Source organism: Streptomyces sp. NRRL F-6676 (assembly GCF_000725625.1).
In the GTDB taxonomy this organism is placed as follows: Bacteria; Actinomycetota; Actinomycetes; order Streptomycetales; family Streptomycetaceae; genus Streptomyces.
The window spans coordinates 50,917-71,912 of sequence record NZ_JOHS01000038.1 but is presented as its reverse complement, the minus strand read 5'-3'; the positions used below and the strand labels follow the sequence as shown (position 1 = coordinate 71,912).

26 protein-coding genes are annotated in these 20,996 nt (G+C 73.4%); 13 read left to right on the top strand and 13 right to left on the bottom strand.

Translation table 11 applies throughout. The annotated features are described in order from the left end of the window. Nucleotides 1-208: 208 nt before the first annotated feature. The 4 genes from IO29_RS22220 (at nucleotide 209) to IO29_RS22205 (ending at nucleotide 2,903) form a co-directional block, all read left to right on the top strand. Nucleotides 209-1,075, top strand: a complete 867-nt coding sequence (locus IO29_RS22220) for a helix-turn-helix domain-containing protein (protein ID WP_030381463.1) — start codon at nucleotides 209-211, stop codon at nucleotides 1,073-1,075. 2 nt (nucleotides 1,076-1,077) lie between these two features. Next, the gene (locus IO29_RS22215; RefSeq protein WP_030381462.1) at nucleotides 1,078-1,323 is read left to right on the top strand and encodes a DUF397 domain-containing protein; all 246 of its coding nucleotides are present in this window, start codon (nucleotides 1,078-1,080) and stop codon (nucleotides 1,321-1,323) included. A gap of 141 nt (nucleotides 1,324-1,464) precedes the next feature. Next, the gene (locus IO29_RS22210; RefSeq protein WP_030381461.1) at nucleotides 1,465-2,274 is read left to right on the top strand and encodes an SAM-dependent methyltransferase; all 810 of its coding nucleotides are present in this window, start codon (nucleotides 1,465-1,467) and stop codon (nucleotides 2,272-2,274) included. Between the two features lie 173 nt (nucleotides 2,275-2,447). Further along, nucleotides 2,448-2,903: a Crp/Fnr family transcriptional regulator gene (locus IO29_RS22205; RefSeq protein ID WP_030381460.1), complete on the top strand. Its 456-nt coding sequence runs from the start codon at nucleotides 2,448-2,450 to the stop codon at nucleotides 2,901-2,903. A gap of 74 nt (nucleotides 2,904-2,977) precedes the next feature. Here IO29_RS22205 and IO29_RS22200 read toward each other — a convergent pair whose 3' ends face one another. Next, nucleotides 2,978-4,096 carry a cation diffusion facilitator family transporter gene (locus IO29_RS22200; protein WP_420705352.1) on the bottom strand — a complete coding sequence of 373 codons (1,119 nt, stop codon included), beginning with the start codon at nucleotides 4,094-4,096 and terminating at the stop codon, nucleotides 2,978-2,980. Here IO29_RS22200 and IO29_RS22195 point away from each other — a divergent pair. Next, on the top strand, nucleotides 4,095-5,108 hold the full coding sequence (locus tag IO29_RS22195; RefSeq protein ID WP_030381458.1) for a glutathione S-transferase family protein: 1,014 nt from the start codon (nucleotides 4,095-4,097) through the stop codon (nucleotides 5,106-5,108). The two genes, IO29_RS22200 and IO29_RS22195, sit on opposite strands and share 2 nt — an antisense overlap. 36 nt (nucleotides 5,109-5,144) lie before the next feature. Then, nucleotides 5,145-5,444 (top strand): DUF4235 domain-containing protein, encoded by a 300-nt coding sequence (locus tag IO29_RS22190; RefSeq protein ID WP_030381457.1) that lies wholly within the window; start codon nucleotides 5,145-5,147, stop codon nucleotides 5,442-5,444. Nucleotides 5,445-5,715: 271 nt separating this feature from the next. Here IO29_RS22190 and IO29_RS22185 read toward each other — a convergent pair whose 3' ends face one another. Beyond that, nucleotides 5,716-6,108, bottom strand: a complete 393-nt coding sequence (locus IO29_RS22185; protein ID WP_030381456.1) for a VOC family protein — start codon at nucleotides 6,106-6,108, stop codon at nucleotides 5,716-5,718. 217 nt (nucleotides 6,109-6,325) lie between these two features. On the opposite strand from IO29_RS22185, the gene IO29_RS22180 reads away from it, so the two are divergent. Next, complete coding sequence (locus IO29_RS22180) at nucleotides 6,326-6,709, top strand: anti-sigma factor antagonist (RefSeq protein ID WP_030381455.1); 384 nt, start codon at nucleotides 6,326-6,328, stop codon at nucleotides 6,707-6,709. A 170-nt stretch (nucleotides 6,710-6,879) separates the two neighbouring features. Beyond that, complete coding sequence (locus tag IO29_RS22175; RefSeq protein WP_030381454.1) at nucleotides 6,880-7,575, top strand: DUF4230 domain-containing protein; 696 nt, start codon at nucleotides 6,880-6,882, stop codon at nucleotides 7,573-7,575. An 83-nt stretch (nucleotides 7,576-7,658) separates the two neighbouring features. On the opposite strand, the gene IO29_RS22170 is transcribed toward IO29_RS22175, so the two are convergent. From IO29_RS22170 to IO29_RS22145, 6 genes are read right to left on the bottom strand one after another with little or no spacing between them, the layout of a single operon-like run. Continuing rightward, on the bottom strand, nucleotides 7,659-9,431 hold the full coding sequence (locus tag IO29_RS22170) for a complex I subunit 5 family protein (RefSeq protein WP_030381453.1): 1,773 nt from the start codon (nucleotides 9,429-9,431) through the stop codon (nucleotides 7,659-7,661). Then, nucleotides 9,431-9,778 carry a sodium:proton antiporter gene (locus tag IO29_RS22165; protein WP_030381452.1) on the bottom strand — a complete coding sequence of 116 codons (348 nt, stop codon included), beginning with the start codon at nucleotides 9,776-9,778 and terminating at the stop codon, nucleotides 9,431-9,433. Before IO29_RS22165 ends, IO29_RS22170 begins: the two co-directional genes overlap by 1 nt. Next, the gene (gene mbhE, locus IO29_RS22160) at nucleotides 9,775-10,521 is read right to left on the bottom strand and encodes a hydrogen gas-evolving membrane-bound hydrogenase subunit E (RefSeq protein WP_030381451.1); all 747 of its coding nucleotides are present in this window, start codon (nucleotides 10,519-10,521) and stop codon (nucleotides 9,775-9,777) included. Before mbhE ends, IO29_RS22165 begins: the two co-directional genes overlap by 4 nt. Next, nucleotides 10,518-10,793, bottom strand: a complete 276-nt coding sequence (locus IO29_RS22155) for a hydrogenase subunit MbhD domain-containing protein (RefSeq protein ID WP_030381450.1) — start codon at nucleotides 10,791-10,793, stop codon at nucleotides 10,518-10,520. Before IO29_RS22155 ends, mbhE begins: the two co-directional genes overlap by 4 nt. After that, nucleotides 10,786-11,271 (bottom strand): monovalent cation/H+ antiporter complex subunit F, encoded by a 486-nt coding sequence (locus IO29_RS22150; protein ID WP_051707432.1) that lies wholly within the window; start codon nucleotides 11,269-11,271, stop codon nucleotides 10,786-10,788. The genes IO29_RS22155 and IO29_RS22150 overlap by 8 nt, the downstream gene beginning before the upstream one ends. Then, nucleotides 11,268-11,453, bottom strand: coding sequence for a hypothetical protein (locus tag IO29_RS22145; protein WP_030381448.1), 186 nt, complete (start codon nucleotides 11,451-11,453; stop codon nucleotides 11,268-11,270). The genes IO29_RS22150 and IO29_RS22145 overlap by 4 nt, the downstream gene beginning before the upstream one ends. A gap of 371 nt (nucleotides 11,454-11,824) precedes the next feature. Between IO29_RS22145 and IO29_RS22140 the strand changes: the two genes are divergently transcribed. Further along, nucleotides 11,825-12,400: a VanZ family protein gene (locus tag IO29_RS22140; protein WP_078618417.1), complete on the top strand. Its 576-nt coding sequence runs from the start codon at nucleotides 11,825-11,827 to the stop codon at nucleotides 12,398-12,400. A 28-nt stretch (nucleotides 12,401-12,428) separates the two neighbouring features. Here IO29_RS22140 and IO29_RS22135 read toward each other — a convergent pair whose 3' ends face one another. The 3 genes from IO29_RS22135 to IO29_RS22125 are packed head-to-tail and all read right to left on the bottom strand — an operon-like array spanning nucleotide 12,429 to nucleotide 14,548. Beyond that, entirely contained in the window at nucleotides 12,429-12,671 is a 243-nt protein-coding gene (locus IO29_RS22135) for a hypothetical protein (RefSeq protein ID WP_030381446.1), read from the bottom strand. Between the two features lie 21 nt (nucleotides 12,672-12,692). Then, nucleotides 12,693-13,709, bottom strand: a complete 1,017-nt coding sequence (locus IO29_RS22130; RefSeq protein WP_030381445.1) for a DNA topoisomerase IB — start codon at nucleotides 13,707-13,709, stop codon at nucleotides 12,693-12,695. A 17-nt stretch (nucleotides 13,710-13,726) separates the two neighbouring features. Beyond that, on the bottom strand, nucleotides 13,727-14,548 hold the full coding sequence (locus tag IO29_RS22125) for an SDR family oxidoreductase (RefSeq protein WP_051707431.1): 822 nt from the start codon (nucleotides 14,546-14,548) through the stop codon (nucleotides 13,727-13,729). A gap of 157 nt (nucleotides 14,549-14,705) precedes the next feature. Between IO29_RS22125 and IO29_RS22120 the strand changes: the two genes are divergently transcribed. From IO29_RS22120 to IO29_RS22105, 4 genes are all read left to right on the top strand, one after another. Next, nucleotides 14,706-15,719, top strand: coding sequence for a PHP domain-containing protein (locus IO29_RS22120; protein ID WP_030381443.1), 1,014 nt, complete (start codon nucleotides 14,706-14,708; stop codon nucleotides 15,717-15,719). 186 nt (nucleotides 15,720-15,905) lie between these two features. After that, nucleotides 15,906-16,592, top strand: coding sequence for an HAD family hydrolase (locus tag IO29_RS22115; RefSeq protein WP_030381442.1), 687 nt, complete (start codon nucleotides 15,906-15,908; stop codon nucleotides 16,590-16,592). 55 nt (nucleotides 16,593-16,647) lie between these two features. Continuing rightward, on the top strand, nucleotides 16,648-17,622 hold the full coding sequence (locus IO29_RS22110) for an SDR family NAD(P)-dependent oxidoreductase (protein ID WP_030381441.1): 975 nt from the start codon (nucleotides 16,648-16,650) through the stop codon (nucleotides 17,620-17,622). 75 nt (nucleotides 17,623-17,697) lie between these two features. Then, entirely contained in the window at nucleotides 17,698-18,729 is a 1,032-nt protein-coding gene (locus IO29_RS22105) for an SDR family oxidoreductase (RefSeq protein WP_030381440.1), read from the top strand. Nucleotides 18,730-19,074: 345 nt separating this feature from the next. Here the strand turns inward: IO29_RS22105 and nrfD are convergent, their stop codons facing one another. Beyond that, complete coding sequence (gene nrfD / locus IO29_RS22100; protein WP_199806914.1) at nucleotides 19,075-20,073, bottom strand: NrfD/PsrC family molybdoenzyme membrane anchor subunit; 999 nt, start codon at nucleotides 20,071-20,073, stop codon at nucleotides 19,075-19,077. Beyond that, a complete protein-coding gene (locus IO29_RS22095) occupies nucleotides 20,070-20,993 on the bottom strand; it encodes a 4Fe-4S dicluster domain-containing protein (protein WP_051707441.1) in 924 nt (307 codons plus the stop codon). Before IO29_RS22095 ends, nrfD begins: the two co-directional genes overlap by 4 nt. Between the last annotated feature and the right edge of the window lie 3 nt (nucleotides 20,994-20,996).

The following is a 20,996-nucleotide window of genomic DNA, read 5'->3' as shown; positions in this document are numbered from 1 at the left end:
CGACGGCGTGTCAGGACCGCGGAAACCGTGCGCCGTTGACCCTCACCGCGCACGGAGTGTGCGGCAGGTCACTCGGTCACTATGGTGGCGTACGGGCTCAGTACGCAACCTGCGTTCTGATAATTTCAGATCTATCCGCATCACTCTGTCCCTCCCCTCCGCCGCGTGGCACACTGCACGCTGTGACGGCCGTTCCGGGGAGGCAGGTGTGAGTGACAACCGCCCCGGCGGCAGCGCACCCACCGTCCTGCGGATGGTCCTCGGCAAGCGGCTCCGGCACCTGCGCGAACAGGCCGGGGTCTCCTTCGAGGAGGCGGCACGGACCATCGAGGTCACGCCGCTGACGGTCCGCCGGATGGAGAAGGCCGAGGTCGGACTCCGAATCCCCTACGTCAAGGAGCTGCTGCGCGCCTACGGTGTTCGGGCGACGGAGGTCGAGGACTTCGTCACCATGGCGAGGGAGGCCAACAAACCGGGCTGGTGGTACAAGTACCGCGACGTACTGCCGGAATGGTTCCGGGCCTACGTCAGCCTGGAGAGTGAAGCCAGCGTCATCCGTCTGTACGAACCCCACTACGTACCCGGCCTGTTGCAGACGTACGACTACGCCACCGCGCTGATGCGCGTGGGCTTCCCCAACGATTCCGAGGAGGGAATCGCGCGCCGCGTGGACCTGCGCGTCCGACGGCAGGAGCTGCTCACCAAGCCGGAGGCGCCGGTCATCTGGGCCATTCTGGACGAGACGGTGCTGCGCCGGCCGGTCGGCGGGGCGGACGTGATGCGCGCGCAACTGGACCGGCTGAACGAGGCCCTGGACCTGCCCAAGGTCCGGATTCAGCTCATGCGGTTCGGAGCCGGTGCCCATCCGGGCGCCTTCGGACCCTTCCACCACTTCCGTTTCGGGTTCTCCGAACTGCCCGACGTCGTCTACACGGAGAGTCTGGCCGGCGCCTCGTACGTGGACCGGCCCTCCGACGTCGTCAGCTACCTCGAAGTACTGGACCGGATGGCCGTGCAGGCGGAGCCGGTCCGTCGTACCAGGACCATCCTGGCCGAACTGCGTAAGGAGTTGTGATCATGGCATCCGAGGGTTCCGTCTTCAGCGGCATGCCGGCCGGCGAACTGGGCACCGAGGGCTGGGAGAAGCCCTGGAGCGGTACGAACGGCGGCAGTTGCGTCGAGGCCAAACGGCTGCCCGACGGCAGCGTCGCCTTCCGCCAGTCCAAGGACCCGGAGGGACCCGCGCTGGTCTACTCCCGGGACGAGATGATCGCCTTCCTCGAAGGCGCCAAGTCCGGGCGGGCCGACTTCCTGGTCGCCTGAGGACCGTCCGCGACGCGCGGCGGCGGGGCACCGGGAAGCTCTCCGGGCCCCGCTCCGCCGCATGGTCAACACGACTGTACGGCAGTGCAGTTGGCGGTAGGTTGGTGCACACACCCCGTGACGCACGGCAGGAGACCCCCCATGACGGACGGCCGGACCCCCGACTCGGAGGCGTGGTCCAAGATCGACACCACGGTGCCGCACTCGGCCCGCATCTGGAACTACTGGATGGGCGGCAAGGACAACTACGAGGTCGACCGGATCGCCGGCGACGCCTACCGGGAGACCGCGCCCAACATCGAGACGATGGCCCGCGCCTCCCGGCAGTACCTGATCCGCACGGTGACCTTCGTCGCCGGTGAACTCGGCATCCGCCAGTTCCTCGACATCGGCACCGGCCTGCCGACGTACGACAACACGCACCAGGTGGCGCAGCGGACGGCGCCGGAGTCGCGGATCGTCTACGTCGACAACGACCCGCTCGTACTGCGGCACGCGCAGGCCCTGCTCACCAGCACGCCCGAGGGCGTCACCGACTACATCGACGCGAACCTGCGTGATCCGGAACGGATCCTCGAGCAGGCGAGCAAGATACTGGACTTCGACAAGCCGGTCGCGCTGATGCTCATGGGCATCCTGGGACACATCCAGGACTACGAAGAGGCCAAGTCGATCGTGCGTCGGTTGCAGGCGGCGCTCTGCCCGGGCAGCTACTTCGTGCACTACGACAGCACGGACACGGACGCGGCGCTGCGGGAGGCGCAGCAGGGCTACGACGACACGGGGGCCGTGCCGTATGTCCTGCGCAGTCCCGCGCAGGTCTCGGCGTTCTACGAGGGGCTGGAGTTGTTGGAGCCGGGGATTGTGTCGTGCCCCCTGTGGCGGCCGGAGCCGGGGACTTCGCCGGAGCCGACGGATGTGTTCGGGGGGGTCGCCCTCAAGAGGGGGTGAGGGGCTCCGCCCCGGGGGTTCGGTTCGGCGGGTTCGGCGCCTGAGAGCTCGGGACTGCTTGTCGCCCGGCGGGTGCGGGGGGCCTGTGGTTGCTCGCGCAGTTCCCCGCGCCCCTTCGGGGGCGCGGGTGTGCAATGGAGGGGACAGGTTCTGTCTGCGTGACGGAGGTCGTGATGTCCGCTCCGCTTCGGTTGTTGCACGCCCTCGCGCCGGAGCACCGGGCGCGGTTGCTGTCCGTGGCGCGGGAGGTCGCGTTCGCCGAGGACACCAGGATCTTCGAGGCCGGCGGGGCCGCCGACCGGTTCTGGGTGGTGCGCTCCGGTACGGTCTCCCTCTTCCAGCACGTGCTCGCCGGGCGGCGCATCTCCGTGGCCACGCTCGGCCCCGGTGACCTGCTGGGCTGGTCCTGGCTGTTCCCCCCGCACACGTGGGACTTCGGCGCCGAGGCGTTCAGTCCCGTACGGGCGTACGAGTTCGACGCCTCGACGGTGGCCGGTCTCGGGGAGCGGGACCCCTCTCTGGAGCTCGCCCTGACCCGCACGGTCGGGGCCGTCCTCGCCCACCGGCTGGAGACCACGCGGACCGCGCTGATCGAGCACTACGCCCGTCATGGGGGCGGTCCTCGCTGACCTCGGAATCGGGCGGCCGGCAAGATTTTTCCGCCCGGCCGCGCATGACCCGGGCCGGCCCGGGCACGCGTATGTCAGGCCCCGCCGCGCTCCCCCGTCGCGGCGGGGCTTTCGGCTGTCCGGCGCCGGCGGCGTTCCGCGGCGAGCGTGGCCGCGTCCGTCACGTCGAGGTAGATCCGGCCGGCCGCCTCCGGGGCCGCCTCCGCGATCTCCCGCTTGATGCGCACCGCCACGTCCTCGACCTCCTCGCTGTCCATCCCGGGCACGAGGTCGACGCGGGCCGCGACCAGCGTGGAGTCGGGGCCCAGCTGCATGGTCAGCAGCGACTCGACGCTGTCGATCTCGGGCTGTCCGGCGAGCAGTTCGCGGATCCTGTCGCTCTGCCCGGGGTCGGCGGCCTGGCCGATGAGCTGGTCGCGGGCCTCGCGGCCGAGCCGGTAGGCGACGAACACCAGCAGGGCGCCGATGGCGAGGGAGGCCGACGCCTCGTAGGCCACCTGACCGGTGATCATGTGCAGCGCCATGCCGATCATCGCGAGGCTGACGCCCAGGACGGCCGTGCCGTCCTCGGCGACGACCGTGCGCAGCGCCGGGTCCTTGAGTTTCTCCCGGCTGAAGCCGCCCTCCTTGCGCACCTGGTGCACCGCCCGCAGCAGCGAGCCGCCCTCGAACACGAAGGCGAGCGCCAGGACGATCAGGCCGATGACGTAACCGCGCTGGGTCTCGTCCGCCCCGCTCCTGAGCGCCTCGTAGCCCTGGAAGAAGGAGAAGCAGCCGCCCATGACGAAGATGCCGACCGCGGCGAGCAGCGACCAGAAGAAGCGCTCCTTGCCGTAGCCGAAGGGGTGCCTGCGGTCGGCGGGGCGGCGGCTGCGGCGCAGCGCGGCCAGCAGGAACACCTCGTTCAGGGTGTCGGCCACGGAGTGCGCGGCCTCCGACATCAGGGCCGGCGAATGGGCCAGCAGTCCGCCGACGGCCTTGGCCGCCGCGATCAGCAGATTGGCGGCGAGTGCCACCCAGACGGTGATCCGTGTCTTACGGTCCGAGGATGTCCCTGTCACTGTGGCCGACTGCCCCTGCACGGGCGTCTCACACCGGGCACCGGGCGGGAATCGGACCACGACGACCAGGGCACTCGTATCCGGACAGCACCGCGAGCACCGTGAGCGGCACTCGCAGGAGGGAGCACACATGGGCGAGGACGAGGGCAACCGCGCGTACGGGCACAAGCCGTTCAAGCGGTCCCGCAGTCACTTCACGGACCGGATCACGGCCGACGGCCGGGACGGCTGGCCGGTGGAGGCGGGCCGCTACCGTCTGGTGGTCAGCCGTGCCTGTCCGTGGGCGAGCCGCGCCCTGGTCTCGCGGCGGCTGCTGGGTCTGGAGGACGCCCTGTCGCTGGCGGTCACCGACCCGATCCAGGACGACCGCAGCTGGCGGTTCACCCTCGATCCCGACGGCCGCGACCCCGTGCTCCGCATCCGCTATCTCGGCGAGGCGTACGAGGCCCGCGAGCCCGGCCATCCGGGCGGCATCAGCGTCCCGGCGGTGGTGGACGTGCCCAGCGGCAAGCTGGTCACCAACGACTACCAGCAGCTCACCCTCGACCTCGCCACCGAGTGGACGGCACTGCACCGTTCCGGGGCGCCTGACCTGTATCCGCGGGCCCTGCGCGAGGAGATCGACGAGGTGATGGAGGGCATCTACCGGGACGTCAACAACGGGGTGTACCGGTCCGGCTTCGCCACCACCCAGGAGGAGTACGCGGAGGCGTGCGACGGGGTGTTCCGGCGTCTGGAGTGGCTTGCCGACCGGCTGGCGGGGCAGCGGTACCTCGTCGGGGAGACGATCACCGAGGCGGACATCCGGCTGTTCACCACGCTCGTCCGCTTCGACCCCGTCTACCACGGCCACTTCAAGTGCAACCGCTGGAAGCTGGCCGAGAACCCGGTGCTGTGGGCGTACGCGCGGGACCTGTTCCAGACGCCGGGGTTCGGCGACACGGTCGACTTCGACCACATCAAGCGGCACTACTACCAGGTGCACACCGGCATCAACCCGACCGGCATCGTGCCGCTCGGGCCCGATCTGGCGGGCTGGCTCACGCCGCACGGCCGTGAGCGGCTGGGCGGCCGGCCGTTCGGCGACGGCACACCGCCGGGACCGGTGCGGGACAGCGAGGAGGTGCCGGCGGTCCCGGCCTGACCCGCCCCGCGCCGTTTTTCGATCAAGGAGAGGTACATGGCGAAAAAGAAGAAGCAGCTGTCGCTCACCTACAAGCCCGTCGGTTTCGTGCTCGGCTGGGTGAGCGGTGCGCTGGCCGGGAAGGCGTTCCAGGCGACCTGGAAGGCGATCCGGCACGAGGACGACGCGCCCGACGCGCTGGACCGGGACCGCGGCTGGGGCGAGGTGCTGCTCGCCGCGGCGGTCCAGGGCGCCATCTTCGCGGTGGTGCGCAGCGCGGCGGACCGGGCCGGCGCGAAGGCGATCGAGCGCTCCACGGGTGTGTGGCCGACGGCGGAGAAGAGCGGGCGGGACTGACGTACGGCAGGCGCGGCACGCGCAGGGCGGGGGCCGGTTCCGGGCGGAACCGGCCCCCGCCGCCGTAAGTGCGTCGACCGGCCCCGCCGCCGTAAGTGCGTCGACCGGCCCCGCCGCCGTGGGTGCGTCGACCGGCCCCGCCGCCGTAAGTGCGTCGACCGGCCCCGCCGCCGTGGGTGCGTCGACCGGTCCCGCCGCCGTAAGTGCGTCGACCGGCCCCGCCGCCGTGGGTGCGTCGACCGGTCCCGCCGCCGTGGGTGCGGCCGGGGCCTCAGCCCTGTTTCGGCGCGGGGTCGGCCGTGCGGCGCAGGGTGAAGGAGTGGCCGGCCGGGTCGGAGTAGCCGCGCTCCTCGTACGGGCCCGGCGCGTCCCTGGTCTCCAGCGGGCGTCCGCCGAGGGCGACGACCCTGCGCTCGGCCTCGTCCAGGTCGTCGACGAGGAAGTCGAGGTGGACCTGGAGGGAGTTCTCCGGGCGCGGCCAGCTCGGCGGGGTGGCATTGGCATCCCGGCGGAAGGCCAGCCGCAGTCCGTCGGAGCTGCGCACCTCCACCCGGTTCGCGGTCGCGTCGCTCTCCTCGGCGCCCAGGAACTCCTTGTAGAACGCGGCCAGTTTCTCGGGTTCGGCGCAGTCGAGGACGACGACGCCTGCCACTACCAGTCCCATGTCTCCTCCGTACGGGATCGGGCGTGGGCTCCCTGCCGGCCGCCCTGCCACGGGGCCCGCTGCCGCCGTCCGCCCTGCCTCTCCGTGCGGCTACCCCGTCCGGCGGACCGCAACTCCCTTGTTAAATGGCTGACATATGTCAATCGAACATGCTGGAATTCACTCGATCGGGGTAGCTTGCAGGGCGGGGCAGGAGCCGACAGAAGGAGAACTCGTCGTGCAGCAGGACCCCGCGCCGCTCAGCCGTCATCTGCGCGTCCGCCGCGCACACGCGCACACGGTGCTCGAGTTCCGCGGTGACCTCGACATCGCGGCGGCGGTCGAGCTCGCACCGCTCCTGGACGCCGTGACGGAACGGCCGGGCCCGCACGTCGTCATCGATCTGCGGCCGGTGGACTTCTTCGACTGCTCGGGGCTGCGGCTGCTCACCCGGGTCCGGCTGCGGGTGCGGGAGCGCGGCGGAGAGGTCCATCTGGTGTGTACGCACCCGTTGACACTGCGGGTGCTGCGGATCACCGGCGTCGCCGCGGTCATGCCGCCGCAGCCGAGCATGGAGGCCGCCCTCGGCCGCCTTCCGGAGGCGGCGTCCGGCTGCCCGTGACGCCGGGGGGCGCCGGGGGCTCCTCCGCCATGGCTCCCGGCCGTGGCCCCCGGCCGGGGGACTCCTCCGCATGGCCTCCGGCCGCGGGCCCCTCCTCCCGATGACCTTCAACCTGGCGTTGTGCCAAGGGATTTGGTGGGCATCCGGCAGGAGAAGGGAGGACAGTCGACATGACGACGTCCAGCAAGGAAACCTCCGAACGGTCCCCCGCGCGGGCCCCCGCCCGCCGGCTGCCCGGCTGGGCCAAGGCGCTGATCGCCGTGGTCGCCGTGCTCGCCGTGTTCTTCGCCGGGCTGCGGCTGGCCGTGCTGCCGGGGCTGCGGGACCTGTTCGGCGAGGAGACCCACGACCGTTCCGGCCCCGCGCTGCTGAAGTCCATCCAGGACCTGAGCCGTTACGACGCCGCCTCGGGCAACTTCCAGGTCGTCGTGGACCTGGAGAAGGACGCGAAGTTCCTGCCGGACGCGGTCCGCGGCACCCGCACGCTGTACGTGGGTGCCGGCACCGTCGACGCCTACGTCGATCTCGGCCGCCTCGGCAAGGGGGACGTGAAGGTCGACGACGACCGCACCTCCGCGACGCTGCGGCTGCCGCACGCGGCCCTCGGCAAGCCCTCGCTCGACCCCGACCGTTCGTACGCCGTCTCCAAGCAGCGGGGTCTGCTCGACCGGCTCGGCGATCTGTTCTCGGACAACCCCAACAGCGAGCGCGCGGTGCAGAAGCTGGCGGTCAGGCACATCGGCGAGGCCGCGAAGGAGAGCGAACTGACCGGCCGCGCCGAGGAGAACACCACCAGCATGCTCGACGGACTGCTGCACTCGCTGGGCTTCGAGGACGTCAAGGTGACGTACGGGACCCAGCGGTGATCCCGGGACAACGGTGACTCCGGGACCACAGTGACCCCCCGGACCACAGTGACCCCCGGGGCAACGGTGATCCCGGGGGCCGGTCAGCCGCCGAGCACCGACGGCCACGCCAGCACCCCCACCAGCGCCGCTCCCGCGACCAGCCAGGCCACGTAGTCCCCCAGGTGCCCGGACTGAAGGCGCCGTACGGGGTCGGTCCAGGGGTGCGGGGCGGTGAGGCGGGGGCGGGTGACGGCGAGGGCGGCAAGGCCGGCCGCCAGCGCGGTGGACAGCAGGCCGAACAGCACCCCGGCGGGGGTCCAGTGGGGGGTGGTGACGACCGCCCCGCCGGACCCCGCCTCGCTCACCGCGTGCGAGACCGCTCCGGCGAACCCCGGTACGACGCCCATCGCGAGGGCCGCCGCGAGCAGCACGGCGGGCACCACGACCATCGTGTCGGGCAGCCTGCCCAGCCGCCCGTGCGTCTCCGGCTCCTCCCCCGTCCCCTTGGTCTCCGCCTGCGCGGCCTCCTCCGGTTCCGGGCCGAGCCCGAGGAACACCCGTGCGGCGACCCGCAGTACGGCTCCGGCGGTCACCGCGGAGACGACGACGTACAGCACGGTGAACGGGCCGCCCGCCGCCTCCTCCGAGACCGCCTTGCCGAACGCGGTGCCGAACGGCGGCAGTCCGGCAAGCGCCAGCCCGCCGGCCGCGAACAGCACGGCGGGCAGCCGCAGTTCGCGCGCCCTGCCGTGCAGCTCCTTCTCGTCGACGCTGCCGTAGCGGTCGAGCAGGATGCCGGCCACGGCGAACAGGGCGGCCTTCACCCCGGCGTGCCCGAGGATGTAGAGCGCGGCCCCGTCGTCGCCCTCCGGGGTGTAGGCGCCGACGGCGACGAGGAAGAGGCCGACGTGGGAGACGGTCGAGTAGGCGAGCATCCGTTTGATGTGCCGCTGGTACCAGCACATGAAGGCGCCGCCGACGCCGGTGAGCACGCCGAGCACCAGCAGCGCGTGCTCAAGACCCGCCGCCGGAATGCCGCCGGGCCCGGCGAAGACCGTGCCGTAGACCCGCCACACGCCGTAGACGCCGAGTTCGACCATGACGCCGGAGAGCAGCATGCACACCGGGGTCGGGGCCACCGCGTGCGCGTCGGGCAGCCAGAAGTGGAAGGGCACGGCGGCGGCCTTGACGAGGAACCCGGTCAGGACGAGGACGAACGCGGCGAGGGTGAGCGCGTCGGGCCCGCCGTGCGCGTCCAGCCCCCGGCCGATCGCCGTCAGCGAGAGTTCGCCGGTGCGGGCGTAGAGCAGTCCGAGGCCCATGAGCAGGGCGTACGCGCCCAGGGAGTTGACGACGCCGAAGGTCAGCGCGCCCTGGACGGCCCTGGCCTCCTCGACCCGGTGGCCGGTGAGCGCGTAGGCGACGACGCTCATCAGCTCGAAGAAGACGAACGCGTTGAACAGGTCCCCGGCGATCGCGAAGCCGCACATACCGCCCTGGAAGAGCAGGACCAGCGCGGGGAAGGTGCCGGCCTGGCCCTCGGGCGCCTCGTCGAAGTAGCGCCAGGAGTAGGCGAGGGCGGCCACCGTGAGGACGGAGACGAGCGCGGCCATGCCGAGTCCGACACCGTCGCCGACGAGGACGATGCCGACGCTCTCCCCGCCCTTCGAGGCATCGGGCAGCCATCCGCCGACCCATTCGACCAGCGGGGGCGAGGAGTTGACGAGCAGCACGAGCGCGAGGACGGCGGCGCCGGCCGAGACGACGACGCCGGCCGTCTCCGCGGCGATCCGGGGCAGCAGCCGGCCGGTGGCGGCGAGCAGTCCGGCGCCGAGCAGCGGGAGCGCGACCAGCAGGGGCAGCAGGTGGTTCATCAGCCGCGCAGCTCCCGCAGTTCGTCCGGGTCGGCGGTGCCGTGGCGCTTGACGACCTGGATGACCAGGGCGAGCAGCAACGCGGTGACGGTGGCGCCGACGACGACATCGGTGAGAGTGAGCGCCTGCACCACCGGATCGACGACGGGCCGGGAGCCGGGCTCGATGTCGGAGAAGACGGGGGCGGTCCCGCCGTCGCGGTAGCCGACGGTGAGCAGCAGCACGTAGGTGGCGGCCTGGCACACGGACAGACAGCCCACGGCGTGGATCAGATTGCGGCTGGTGGCCAGGCCGTAGCAGCCGACCAGGAAGATGTACGCGGCGACGAGGTACGGAAAGAAGGTCATCCGCTCTTGTTCCCCTCCTCCTCGATCTCGACGGCCTGGTCCAGGAAGAGGGCCAGCAGGACGACGACGGCGCAGGCGACCTCGATGCCGATGAACGCGTTCAGCAGGGGGACGGAACCGCCGGAGGCCAGGGTGTCGAACGTGCCGTACGGCAGCAGGGTGTTGGCGAGGAACGCGGCCCCGGCGAACACGCTCGCCAGGCCGAGGACCAGGTAGGAGCAGGTGGCGAGGGCGTCGCCGATCTCGAAGACGCCGACCGGGCGTACGCGTTCCAGGGAGCGGTAGTCGGCGCCGAGGTAGAGCAGGTGGATCGCGGTCGCGGCGACCACCCCGCCCTGGAAGCCGCCGCCGGGGCTGAGCTGGCCGTGGGCCACGATGTACAGGCCGGTGACGACGGCGACGGGCAGCACGAGCAGCGCGTACCGGCGTACGGGGGCGGCGACCCGCTCGGACTCCGGTGCGGCCCGCTCCTCGTCGCGGCTCTGCCGCAACAGGACGACGGTGCCGAGGACGGAGGCGAAGAGGATGGTCATCTCGCCGAGGGTGTCGAAGGCGCGCTGGTCGAAGTTGACGGCGGCGACGGTGTTGGCGGTGTGCCGGGCCAGCGCGGCGCCGACCGCGCGCGTGCCGTAGGGGTGCCCGGCGCGGCCGAAGTCGGGGAGGTCGAGGCAGGCGGCGATCAGCAGGGCGGTGAGGCCGGCGCCGCCGACGGCGAGGACGAGCAGTCGGGCGCGGCGGGTCACCGGGCCTTCTCCTGCTCCCCGGACCCGGCCTTCCTGGGCCGGCGTCTGACCCTGCGGACGGCCAGCATCAGCAGCAGCGGGGTGAGGGCGGAGCCGACGGCGAGCTGGGAGAGTCCGACGTCGGGGGCCTGGAGGACGGTGAACAGGACGGCGAGGCAGAGGCCGAGGAGGGAGAGGACCAGCGCCTGCCGGACGGGGTCGCGGACGGCGACGGCGGCGGTGGCCGCGGTGGCGACCAGCAGCAGGGTGACGACGATGAGCGGATCATCCACGGCCGTTGCTCTCCCGTTCGTCTCGGGCGGTCTCTTCTCCGGTACCGAACCCCCCGGACAGGGCCCGGGAGGCGATGAGGTTGCCGGCGACCAGCAGCACGCCGACGATCAGCAGCTTGACCATGGCCCGGCCGGGCCCGGTGACCGCGCACAGCACGACGACGACCACGACGCCGTAGGCGGCGACCGCGAGGGTCGGGGCGCGGGCGCCCGGTGGGTCCTCGGCGAGTTCGTCGGCGAGGAGGCGGGCGAAGACGAGGGTGCCGACGGGGCCGAGCAGGGCGAGGACGAGGGCGAGGTCGACGTAGGCGGGGCGGTCGTAGCCCTGGGCGAGCAGCAGGAGGGCGGGGGCGGCGAGGGCGCTGGACAGGTTCTGTGCGACGACCCGGCGGCGCAGGGGGCCGGTGACGACGCCCCAGAGGGTGGCGCCGACTCCGCCGGCCAGGGCGACCGTGGCGGTGGTGGTCCAGCCGTTCACCCGTCGTGCACCGCCCGTCGGGCGCCGCGGGCGGTGACCGCGCCGAGGAGGGAGACGGCGGCGCCGACGGTCAGTTCCAGGGGGGCGATGGTGCTGATGAGCATGAGCCACAGCACGAAGAGGGCCGCCCACCAGGCGGCGACCTCGCCGAGGGCGGTGCGGAGCGCGGTTCGGGTTCCCATGCGCCACCTCCGTCCACGGCCGGGCCCGTGACGCCCAGTTCCACTCGCGGCGCCATCCAAACACCACGGACGTGGCACGTGCGGCAGCACGCGCCGGTAAGCCCCCCAAGGGGCTCCGCCCCTCGGCCCCCGGCGCGGCAGGGCTCGGGGCGGACGGGTTCGCCGGCGAGTGCGGGTGCGTCGTGGCTCGTCGCGCCCTGTGAGGGGCGCGGGGAACCGCGCGAGAAGTCCCCGCCCGCGTGCACCCGCCCCACAGCCCGAGCCGCCCGAGCTGTCCCGCGCGCTTCCCGCCCGCCCCCGGCATCAGCACTCCGACCCCGGGTAACCGCCTTGAGACACGGGGCAGTTGGCTGGAGAGGGGAATGGACGGAATGACCACCATGGCGGAGCGTCTACGGCATGTCACCCGCACCCGGCGCGGGCGCACCACGAAGAAGCCGTCCCCCGCTCCTCGGGACCGCACGCCGACCGCCCCCCACTCCCTGCCCCTCCCCCTCCGCCTCCTCGCGATGCTCCTCGCCTTCACCGCGATGGTCGCCTTCGCCGCCGTCCTCGCCCGCCTGACCCTCGAACCCTCCCCCGCCTCCGTCCCCCTGACGCACAGCAACCTCCACCCCGGCCGCTCCCTCCGCGCCTACGCCGAGCAGCCCGGCCTACGGGACGCCGTCAAGCAGATCGGCGGCAACGTCCTCCTCGGCGTGCCGTTCGGGGTCCTGCTCCCCGTCCTCTCCCCCGGCACCCGCGGCCTCCTCCGCGTCTGCCTGGTGACCGCACTCGTCATGCTGGCCGTGGAACTCGTACAGGGCGCGCTGATCACCGGCCGGGCCTTCGACATCGACGACGTCATCCTGAACACCACCGGCGCGCTCCTCGGACACCTGCTCCTCGGCCGCCGCCTGGGCCGCGCGGTCCACGCCCGCAAACCCCGCCCCCGGCCGGCCCGCTGACAGCCACCCCGACCACCGTGCCGGGGCGCTAGCGCCCCCGCACCGTCCACGTGAACTTGTCCCCGCCGACCCAGCGCACCACGTCCGGGTCGTCGAGATCGTGGACCGGGATGCCCGCCGCCGCGGCGACCATGAGGACGTCGGTGAGGGCGGTGGCCTCACCTGCGACCTCTCCGTCGATCTCCACGATCCGGAACGGCGGCGTGCCCGGCTGGACTCCGAGCACCAGGATCCGCGGCCAGGAGATGTAGGGGCTCGCGCTTTCGGTCATGCCTCCGAGGGTAGTGACTGTTCAGCCGTCGAGCAGTTCCAGCACGGCCGCCTCCACCGCCCCCTGCGTGGCGGGCCGCCCGAAGTCGCCGTGCTCGCCCAGCCGGCTGAGCGCGGGCGCGATGGTGTGCCCCTGTTCGAACGCCTCGAAGACCCGGGGGTCGATGTAGGAGGACCGGCACACGGCCGGGGTGTTGCCGAGGTAGCGGCTGACCTCCTTCACCGCCCGGGCCGTCTGCCGCTTGCGGGCCGCCTTGGAGCCGCGGCCCGCCTCGGCGGTCACGGAGACGGCGACCGCGGCCAGGACGGTCGCGTGCCAGGTGCGGAAGTCCTTGGCGGTGATGTCGGTACCGGACAGCCGTCGCAGCGCCTCGTTCAGATCGGAGCCGTGCAGCTCGTGCCAGGCCCGGCCCTCGTAGTACGCGAGCAGCCTGTCCCCGCCGCGCGGCCGGCGCAGCAGCGCCCGTACGACCTTCTCGGCGTCCTCGTCGACCAGTGCCCGCACCATCCGCACCCCGGACTTGGCGGGGAAGTTGAAGGCGATCTCGCCGCGGCCGCAGGTGACGTGCTCGCGGAGCATGGTGGTGAGGCCGTAGGTGTGGTTCTCCCGGGTGTGGCTGTCGCTGCCGATACGGAAGAAGCCGAGGTCGAGCAGGCGGACGGCGCAGGCGGTGACCCGGGGGCGGGTCAGTCCGCGATCGTCGAGGTCGGCGCGGACGCGGGCGCGCAGGTCGGGCAGCGCGCGGGCGACCTCGCGCACATGCGCGTGCTTGGCCTCGTCCTGCCGGGCCCGGAACTCCTCGTGGTACAGGTATTGGCGGCGCCCGGCGTCGTCGGTGCCGACCGCCTGGAGATGGCCGTTGGGCCACGGGCAGATCCACACCTCGCGCCAGGCCGGCGGGATCACCAGGGCGCGGATGCGGGCGAGGGCGTCGGCGTCGGTGAGGCGCTCGCCATGGGCGTCCAGGTAGTGGAAGCCGCGGCCGCAGCGGACGCGGCGGTAGCCGGGGCCGTCGCAGGAGCTGGTGCGCAGTCTCACGGTGGTGCGCGCGGGGCTCAGGGCCGGCGCCAGTCGTCGCCGGTCAGATGCGAGCCGGCCATCGGGCCCATCCGCAGCATCCCGCCGTCGGCGGCCCAGGAGGAGCCGGTGACGTAGGAGGCGTCGGGGCTCGCGAGGAAGGCGATCACGGCGGCGATCTCACGGGCGTCGCCGGGCCGGCCGAGCGGGATGCCGGGCCGTCGCTCGGTGGCCGGGTCGGTGTCCTCCTGGCCGGTCATGGGGGTGGCGATCTCGCCGGGCGCCACCGCGTTGACGGTGATGCCGTGCTCGGCCAGTTCCAGCGCCATGACCTGGGTGAGCAGGCCGAGGCCGCCCTTGGCGGCGCAGTACGGCGCGGCGCCCACGCGGGGCGCGTGTTCGTGCACGGAGGTGACGTTGACGATTCGGCCGCCGTCGCCCTGCGCGATCATCCGCCGGGCGGCCCGCTGCCCGCACAGGAACGGGCCGAGCAGGTCCACCTCAAGGACCTCGCGGATGTCGTCGAGGGCGAGGTCGAGGAAGGGGGTGGCGGTGCCGGTGCCCGCGTTGTTGACGAGGACGTCGATCCGGCCCAGCCGCCCGGCGAGCTCGTCGACGACCCCGGCGGCGTCCGGCAGCCGGGTCAGGTCGAGCCGGGCCACCTCGGCACGGCGGCCGTGCGCGCGGACCTCCTCGGCGGTGCGCTCGGCGCCCTCCTCGTCGGTGTGCCAGGTGATGCCGACGTCGAGTCCCGCCTCGGCGAGACGCACGGCGGTGGCGCGGCCGATCCCCGAGTCCGAACCGGTGACGACGGCCACGCGGCCCGCCGGTACGGCCGGGGACGGGTCGGGCACGGTCATGGGGCCTCCTTCGCGATGCCGCGATGCTTGCTCGGAGTCATCGCAGTACCCGGTCGGGGTACGGGCAAACCGGGGTCCGGCAGGGGTGAGCGCCGTGCGGCGGGGCACTCCCGACGAAAGGGGGCGGAGAAACCTCAGGGGCGGCCGAGGAGGCACGATGGACCCGCTGGAGGCACTGGACCGGATCGCGTTCCTGCTGGAGCGGGACCAGGCACCGACCTACCGCGTCCGCGCGTTCCGGACCGCGGTCGCCGTCCTGGCCCCGCTGTCCCCGGACGACGTGGCCGAGCGCGCCCGGACCGGGTCCCTCGAACGGCTCAAGGGCATCGGCCCGAAGACCGCGCAGGTGGTGCGCGAGGCGCTGGACGGCGGCACACCGGGCTATCTGGAGAAGCTGGAGGCGACGGCCGGCGAGCCGCTGGTACGGGGCGGGGAGGAGCTGCGGGCGCGGCTGCGCGGCGACTGCCATCTGCACTCCGACTGGTCGGACGGCGGCAGCCCGATCGAGGAGATGGGCCGGACGGCGGCCCGGCTGGGCCACGAATGGGCGGCCCTCACCGACCACTCCCCCCGGCTGACGGTGGCCCGGGGCCTGTCCCCGGACCGGCTGCGCGAGCAGCTGGACGTGGTGGCCGGGCTGAACGAGCGGTGGGCGCCGTTCCGGCTGCTGACCGGGATCGAGTGCGACATCCTCGACGACGGTTCGCTCGACCAGGAGCCGGAGCTGCTGGCGCGGCTCGACGTGGTCGTCGTGTCCGTCCACTCCAAGCTGCGGATGGAGGCGCGGGCGATGACCCGGCGGATGGTGGCGGCCGTCCGCAATCCGCACGCGGACGTGCTCGGGCACTGTACGGGGCGGCTGGTGACCGGGAAGAGGCGGCCGGAGTCCGCGTTCGACGCGGAGGAGGTGTTCGCGGCGTGTGCGGAGGCCGGGACGGCGGTGGAGATCAACAGCCGGCCGGAGCGGCTGGATCCGCCGCGGCGGTTGGTGCGGCGGGCGGTGGAGGCGGGGGCGCTGTTCGCGGTGGACACGGACGCGCATGCGCCGGGGCAGCTGGACTGGCAGGGGTACGGCTGCGCCCGGGCCGAGGAATGCGGCGTTCCGCCGGACCGCGTGATCACGACGTGGGGCGTGGACCGGTTGCTGCGGTGGACGGGCGCGGGTACGTAGCTTCCTTCGCCCCCGCCGCCCCTACCCATTCCCGTCCCCCGGGGGCTGCGCCCCCGGACCCCCGAAAAGATTGCGCAGTTCCCCGCGCCCCTATCAGGGGCGCGCGGAAACTTGCCGTACCCGCCCCCGGCGTGATCCGCCACCCCACGTGGTACCCGTCCTCCACGCCACACAGAAGGAGCACCGATGGAGCGCGCCGCCGTGTTCGACGTCGACGGAACCCTCGTCGACACCAACCACCTGCACGTCACCACCTGGTGGGAGGCCTTCCGCCAGGCCGGCCACCCCGTGTCCATGCACGCCATCCACCGCTCCGTCGGCCTGGGCTCCACCGACCTGATCACCCACCTCCTCGGCGACAACCTGGAGGACGACGAGGTGGAGGCACTCAGCGCCGCCCACAAGGCGCTGTACGGCACGTACTTCGACCGCCTCCCCGCCTTCGAGGACGCCGGCCGCCTCCTGAAGGCCCTGGACGCGGCCGGCTGGACCGTCGTACTGGCCACCTCCGCCGGCGGCGCGGAACTCTCCGCCCTGCGCAGGGCGATCGACGCCGACGACGCGATCCGCGCGACGGCGAGCGCCGACGACGTCGAGGCGGGCAAACCCGCCCCGGAACCCGTCCGGCACGCGCTCGACCTCGTCGGCATCCCGCCCGAGCGGGCCGTCTTCGTCGGCGACACGGTGTGGGACATGCGGGCCGGCACCCGTGCCGGGGTGACGTGCGTGGGCGTCCTGTGCGGCGGCATCCCGCGCGCGTCGCTGGAGGACGCGGGGGCGGACACGGTCTACCGGGACCCGGTGCACCTGCTCACCTCGCTGGAGGAGGGCAACGGCCCGCTCGGGCGGAAGCGGGCGGAGCCGACGGGGTGACGCCCGCCGCGCCCGCGCTTGACTTCGAGCGCTCTCCAATCCGTAGCGTGCTCGCATGACCACAGCACAGCACGGCATCGGATCCGGTTTCGGCGCGACGAGCACAGCGGACGACGTCCTGCGCGGCATCGACCTGACGGGAAAGCTGGCCCTCGTGACCGGCGGCTACTCCGGGCTCGGCCTGGAGACCACCCGGGCGCTGGCGAAGGCGGGCGCCCGGGTGGTCGTGCCGGCCCGGCGGCCGGCCGCCGCCGCCGAGGCGCTCACCGGGATCGACGGCGTCGAGGTCGACGCGCTCGACCTCGGCGACCTGGACAGCGTGCGCGGCTTCGCCGAGCGGTTCCTCGCCACCGGCCGCACCCTCGACCTCGTCATCGACAGCGCCGCCGTGATGGCCTGCCCCGAGACCCGGGTCGGCCCGGGCTGGGAGGCGCAGTTCGCCACCAACCACCTGGGCCACTTCGCCCTCGTCAACCGGCTGTGGCCGGCGCTGGAGCCGGGCGGGGCGCGGGTCGTCTCCGTCTCCTCGACCGGCCACCACGCCTCCCCGATCCGCTGGGAGGACCCGCACTGGCGCACCGGTTACGACAAGTGGCAGGCGTACGGCCAGGCGAAGACCGCGAACGCGCTGTTCGCCGTCCACCTCGACCGGCTCGGCCGGGACAGCGGCGTACGGGCGTACTCGCTGCACCCGGGCGGCATCCTCACCCCGTTGCAGCGGCATCTGCCGAAGGAGGAGATGGTCGAGCGCGGCTGGATCGACGCGGAGGGCAGGCCGCTGAACCCGGCCGGGTTCAAGACCCCGGAGCAGGGTGCGGCCACCCAGGTGTGGGCCGCGACCTCGCCGCTGCTCGCCGACCGGGGCGGGGTGTACCTGGAGGACTGCGACATCGCCGAGCCCGCCCCGGCGGACGGCGCCCGCAGGGGCGTGAAGGAGTGGGCGAGCGACCCGGAGCAGGCGGCCCGGCTGTGGGAGCTGTCGGCGGAGCTGACGGGCGTGGACGCGTTCGGGGGGCGTAGCACCGTCTGAACGGTCCGGACGGTACGGGTGCCGTCCGCCGGGTACCCGGGCGGCCGGTCCTGGCCGCACCGAGAGGAGCCGACGGTGAGCAGCGCAGTGGGCAGCAGGGTCGTCGTCACGGGCGCCACCGGCAATGTGGGCACGAGTGTGATGCGCCTCCTCGCCGAGGACCCGGACATCGCGTCGGTCACCGGCCTCGCGCGCCGGCTCCCCGCGGAGCGGCCGCCGGGGACGCGGTGGTCCGCGGTGGACCTCGCCTCCGAACAGACCGATCTCGTACGGGAGTTCCAGGGCGCGGACGCGGTCGTGCATCTGGCGTGGGCGTTCCAGCCGACGCACGACCCGGCGACCACCTGGCGGACCAACGTGCTGGGCAGCATCCGGGTCTTCGAGGCGGTGGCGGCGGCCGGGGTGCCGGCCCTGGTGCACGCCTCGTCCGTCGGCGCGTACTCGCCGGGGCCGAAGGACCGGGCGGTGGACGAGTCCTGGCCCACGCACGGCTGGCCGGACGCCGCGTACACCCGGGAGAAGGCGTATCTGGAGCGGACGCTGGACGCGTTCGAGTACCGGCACCCGGAGGTGCGGGTGGTGCGGATGCGGCCGGCGTTCCTGTTCAAGCGGGAGTCGGCGAGCGAGCAGCGGCGGATCTTCGGCGGGAAGTTCCTGCCGGGGCCGCTGGCGAGGCCGGAGGTGCTGCCGTTCCTGCCGGACGTGCCGGGGCTGCGGGTGCAGGCGCTGCACACGGACGACGCGGCGGCGGCGTACCGGCTGGCGGTGCGGGGGGACGTACGGGGGGCGTTCAATCTCGCGGCGGAGCCGGCGGTGGACGCGGAGGTGCTCGGGGAGATGCTGGGGGTGCGGCGGCAGGTGCGGTTGCCGCGGACGGCGGCGCGGACGGCGGTGGCCGCGGCGTGGGGGCTGCGGCTGCTGCCGGCGTCGCCGCATCTGTTCGACGCGGTGCTGAGGCTGCCGCTGATGGACTGCGCCCGGGCACACGAAGTCCTGGGCTGGCGCCCGACGAAGCCGGCGACGGAGGTCCTGGAGGAGTTCCTCCAGGGCTTCCGCGAGGGCGCCGGCGCGCCGACGGAACCCCTGCGGGGGCGCAAGGTGGGGTGACGCGCGCGGGGGGCGATTTTCCTTCGCCCCCGCCGCCCCTACCCGTCCCGTCCCTTGACCCGGGGGGATGGGGAAGCAGGGGCTGGGTGGGGAGGAGCGCGGGAGAACTCGGGTGGACGGGGTGCGTGGGCGGGTGCGGGCGGGTGGGGACTTCTCGCGCAGTTCCCCGCGCCCCTGACGGGGCGCGGCCCCTGCTTTTGGGGGCGCGGGGAACTGCGCGATCAGCCACATCGCACCCGCACTCCCCACACGACCCCACCCACCCGAGCTCTCCGGGGTCCAAGGGGCGGAGCCCCTTGAAGGGACGGGACGGGTAGGGGCGGCGGGGGCGAGGGAAATGGCCGTTCAGCCCTCCGCCCCGGCCGCCAGCCGCTCCCGCTGCGGCACCACCGTGTACTTCGGGTCCTCCGCGGACGCCGTCCCCGCCGCGAAGACGCCGAACCGGGTGCACGCGGAGCCGGCGAGCAGCGCCGCGCCCGCCGCCACCGCGGCGACCCGCGACCGGCGGCCGAGCACGGCCGCCGTGACCGCCCCGCCCACCGTCAACGCCTTCGCCGTCTTCAGCAGCACCCCCGCCCGCCCCTCCCGCCACGTCTCCGCGACCATGCCCAGCCGCCGCTCCGCGGCCTGCGAGACGCCCACGTCGGCAAGGGCCGCGACCCCCGCCGCCCACCGCGCCGGCGCGTTCTCCCGCACGGGCCCGACGACAAGGGCCATCCCCGCCGACGCGGCCGTCGCCGACGCCGCGAACAGGTACGGCAGCTCCCGGTACGCGCCGTGCCACGCCGGCACGGCCGTGTCGGCGGCGAGCACCCCGGTGTACGAGGCGACGGCGGGCCCGAGCAGCGCGGCGGCGCCGGTCGCGGCGGCGCCCACCCCCGGCAGTACCCCGGTCACCGCACTCGCCGCGGCCGCCCCCGCCGCCGGTCCGTACGCCGCCAGCAGCCAGGACCCCACGCTCATCGGGGACGTCGGCTTGGCGACGCGCAGCATGTTGTAGAAGCGGCTCGGCACGCCCAGGTCGTGCACGAGGGCCGCCGCCGACAGCGAGACGGCGGCGAGCGAGGAGACCTTCAGGGCCCTGGCCGTGGTCGTCCGCCCGGTGAGGTGGGCCCCCGCGGCGAGCACCGAGCCGCCCCCGGCGAGCCCGCCGAGGAAGAAGTACCCGGCGATGTCGCGCGCCTCCCAGGAGGGCGCCTTGATGACGGGGCGGCCGTAGTACGACTCGAACTCGGCCTTCGGCACCATGAGCTGCTCGCCCCTGCGGCGTCCGCCGCGCCGGTGCCTGCCGTGCCGTCCGCCGTCCTCCGCCCGCTTGGGCAGGGAGCTGTCCGCGCTGGTCATCGTCGTCCCTTCCCGAGCTTTCCGGTCACCGCGGACGCCGCGAAGGCCGCGCCGCACGCGCCCAGCAGGGACAGCGCCGCCGCCCCCGCGTGCTTCCACATCGCCGGCAGGTCCCGCGTGGTGACGACGGGGTCCGGCGGCAGCCCGTACACCTCGGGCTCGTCGAGGAGCAGGAAGAAGGCGCCGTCGCCGCCGACCCCGTCGTCCGGGTCCTCGCCGTAGAGCCGGGCCTCGGTGACGCCGGCCTCGTGCAGCTGGTCGACGCGGAGCGCGGCCCTCTGCCGCAGTTCGTCGAGCGGGCCGAACTGGATGGAGTCGGTGGGGCAGGCCTTGGCGCAGGCGGGTTCCTGGCCGGCGCCGAGGCGGTCGTAGCACAGGGTGCACTTGAACGCCCGCCCGTCGTCCGGGCGTTGCTCGATGACGCCGTACGGGCAGGCGGGCACGCAGTAGCCGCAGCCGTTGCAGACGTCCTCCTGGACGACGACGGTGCCGAACTCGGTGCGGAACAGCGCGCCGGTGGGGCAGACGTCGAGGCAGGCGGCGTGGGTGCAGTGCTTGCACACGTCGGAGGACATCAGCCAGCGGATGTCGCCGCCGCTGCCGCCCTCCACGGTCTCCTGCGCGGTGGCGCCCCCGGGGACGCCCGCGCCTTGCGGCTGGGTGTCCCCCGACTGCCCGTCGACCAGCGGCAGTTGGGTGCGTCCCTCGGGTGCGGGCCGGGTCTGTTCGACGAAGGCCACGTGGCGCCAGGTGGAGGCGCCGAGGGCGCCGGTGTTGTCGTACGACATGCCGGTGAGGGTCATGCCGTCCTCGGGGATGGCGTTCCACTCCTTGCACGCCACCTCGCACGCCTTGCAGCCGATGCACACGGAGGTGTCGGTGAAGAAGCCGACGCGTTCCTGCCCGGAGTCCGGGTCCATGCC

Bases quoted from the DNA above. Each gene is read 5' to 3' on its own strand.
- IO29_RS22210 (WP_030381461.1), top strand. From the start codon at position 1,465: ATGACGGACGGCCGGACCCCCGACTCGGAGGCGTGGTCCAAGATCGAC.
- IO29_RS22185 (WP_030381456.1), bottom strand. From the start codon at position 6,108: ATGGGACTGGTAGTGGCAGGCGTCGTCGTCCTCGACTGCGCCGAACCC.
- IO29_RS22205 (WP_030381460.1), top strand. From the start codon at position 2,448: ATGTCCGCTCCGCTTCGGTTGTTGCACGCCCTCGCGCCGGAGCACCGG.
- IO29_RS22140 (WP_078618417.1), top strand. From the start codon at position 11,825: ATGACCACCATGGCGGAGCGTCTACGGCATGTCACCCGCACCCGGCGC.
- IO29_RS22165 (WP_030381452.1), bottom strand. From the start codon at position 9,778: ATGACCTTCTTTCCGTACCTCGTCGCCGCGTACATCTTCCTGGTCGGC.
- IO29_RS22190 (WP_030381457.1), top strand. From the start codon at position 5,145: ATGGCGAAAAAGAAGAAGCAGCTGTCGCTCACCTACAAGCCCGTCGGT.
- nrfD (WP_199806914.1), bottom strand. From the start codon at position 20,073: ATGACCAGCGCGGACAGCTCCCTGCCCAAGCGGGCGGAGGACGGCGGA.
- IO29_RS22170 (WP_030381453.1), bottom strand. From the start codon at position 9,431: ATGAACCACCTGCTGCCCCTGCTGGTCGCGCTCCCGCTGCTCGGCGCC.
- IO29_RS22135 (WP_030381446.1), bottom strand. From the start codon at position 12,671: ATGACCGAAAGCGCGAGCCCCTACATCTCCTGGCCGCGGATCCTGGTG.
- IO29_RS22175 (WP_030381454.1), top strand. From the start codon at position 6,880: ATGACGACGTCCAGCAAGGAAACCTCCGAACGGTCCCCCGCGCGGGCC.
- IO29_RS22110 (WP_030381441.1), top strand. From the start codon at position 16,648: ATGACCACAGCACAGCACGGCATCGGATCCGGTTTCGGCGCGACGAGC.
- IO29_RS22145 (WP_030381448.1), bottom strand. From the start codon at position 11,453: ATGGGAACCCGAACCGCGCTCCGCACCGCCCTCGGCGAGGTCGCCGCC.
- IO29_RS22215 (WP_030381462.1), top strand. From the start codon at position 1,078: ATGGCATCCGAGGGTTCCGTCTTCAGCGGCATGCCGGCCGGCGAACTG.
- IO29_RS22200 (WP_420705352.1), bottom strand. From the start codon at position 4,096: ATGTGTGCTCCCTCCTGCGAGTGCCGCTCACGGTGCTCGCGGTGCTGT.
- IO29_RS22095 (WP_051707441.1), bottom strand. From the start codon at position 20,993: ATGGACCCGGACTCCGGGCAGGAACGCGTCGGCTTCTTCACCGACACC.
- IO29_RS22120 (WP_030381443.1), top strand. From the start codon at position 14,706: ATGGACCCGCTGGAGGCACTGGACCGGATCGCGTTCCTGCTGGAGCGG.
- IO29_RS22195 (WP_030381458.1), top strand. From the start codon at position 4,095: ATGGGCGAGGACGAGGGCAACCGCGCGTACGGGCACAAGCCGTTCAAG.
- IO29_RS22115 (WP_030381442.1), top strand. From the start codon at position 15,906: ATGGAGCGCGCCGCCGTGTTCGACGTCGACGGAACCCTCGTCGACACC.
- IO29_RS22125 (WP_051707431.1), bottom strand. From the start codon at position 14,548: ATGACCGTGCCCGACCCGTCCCCGGCCGTACCGGCGGGCCGCGTGGCC.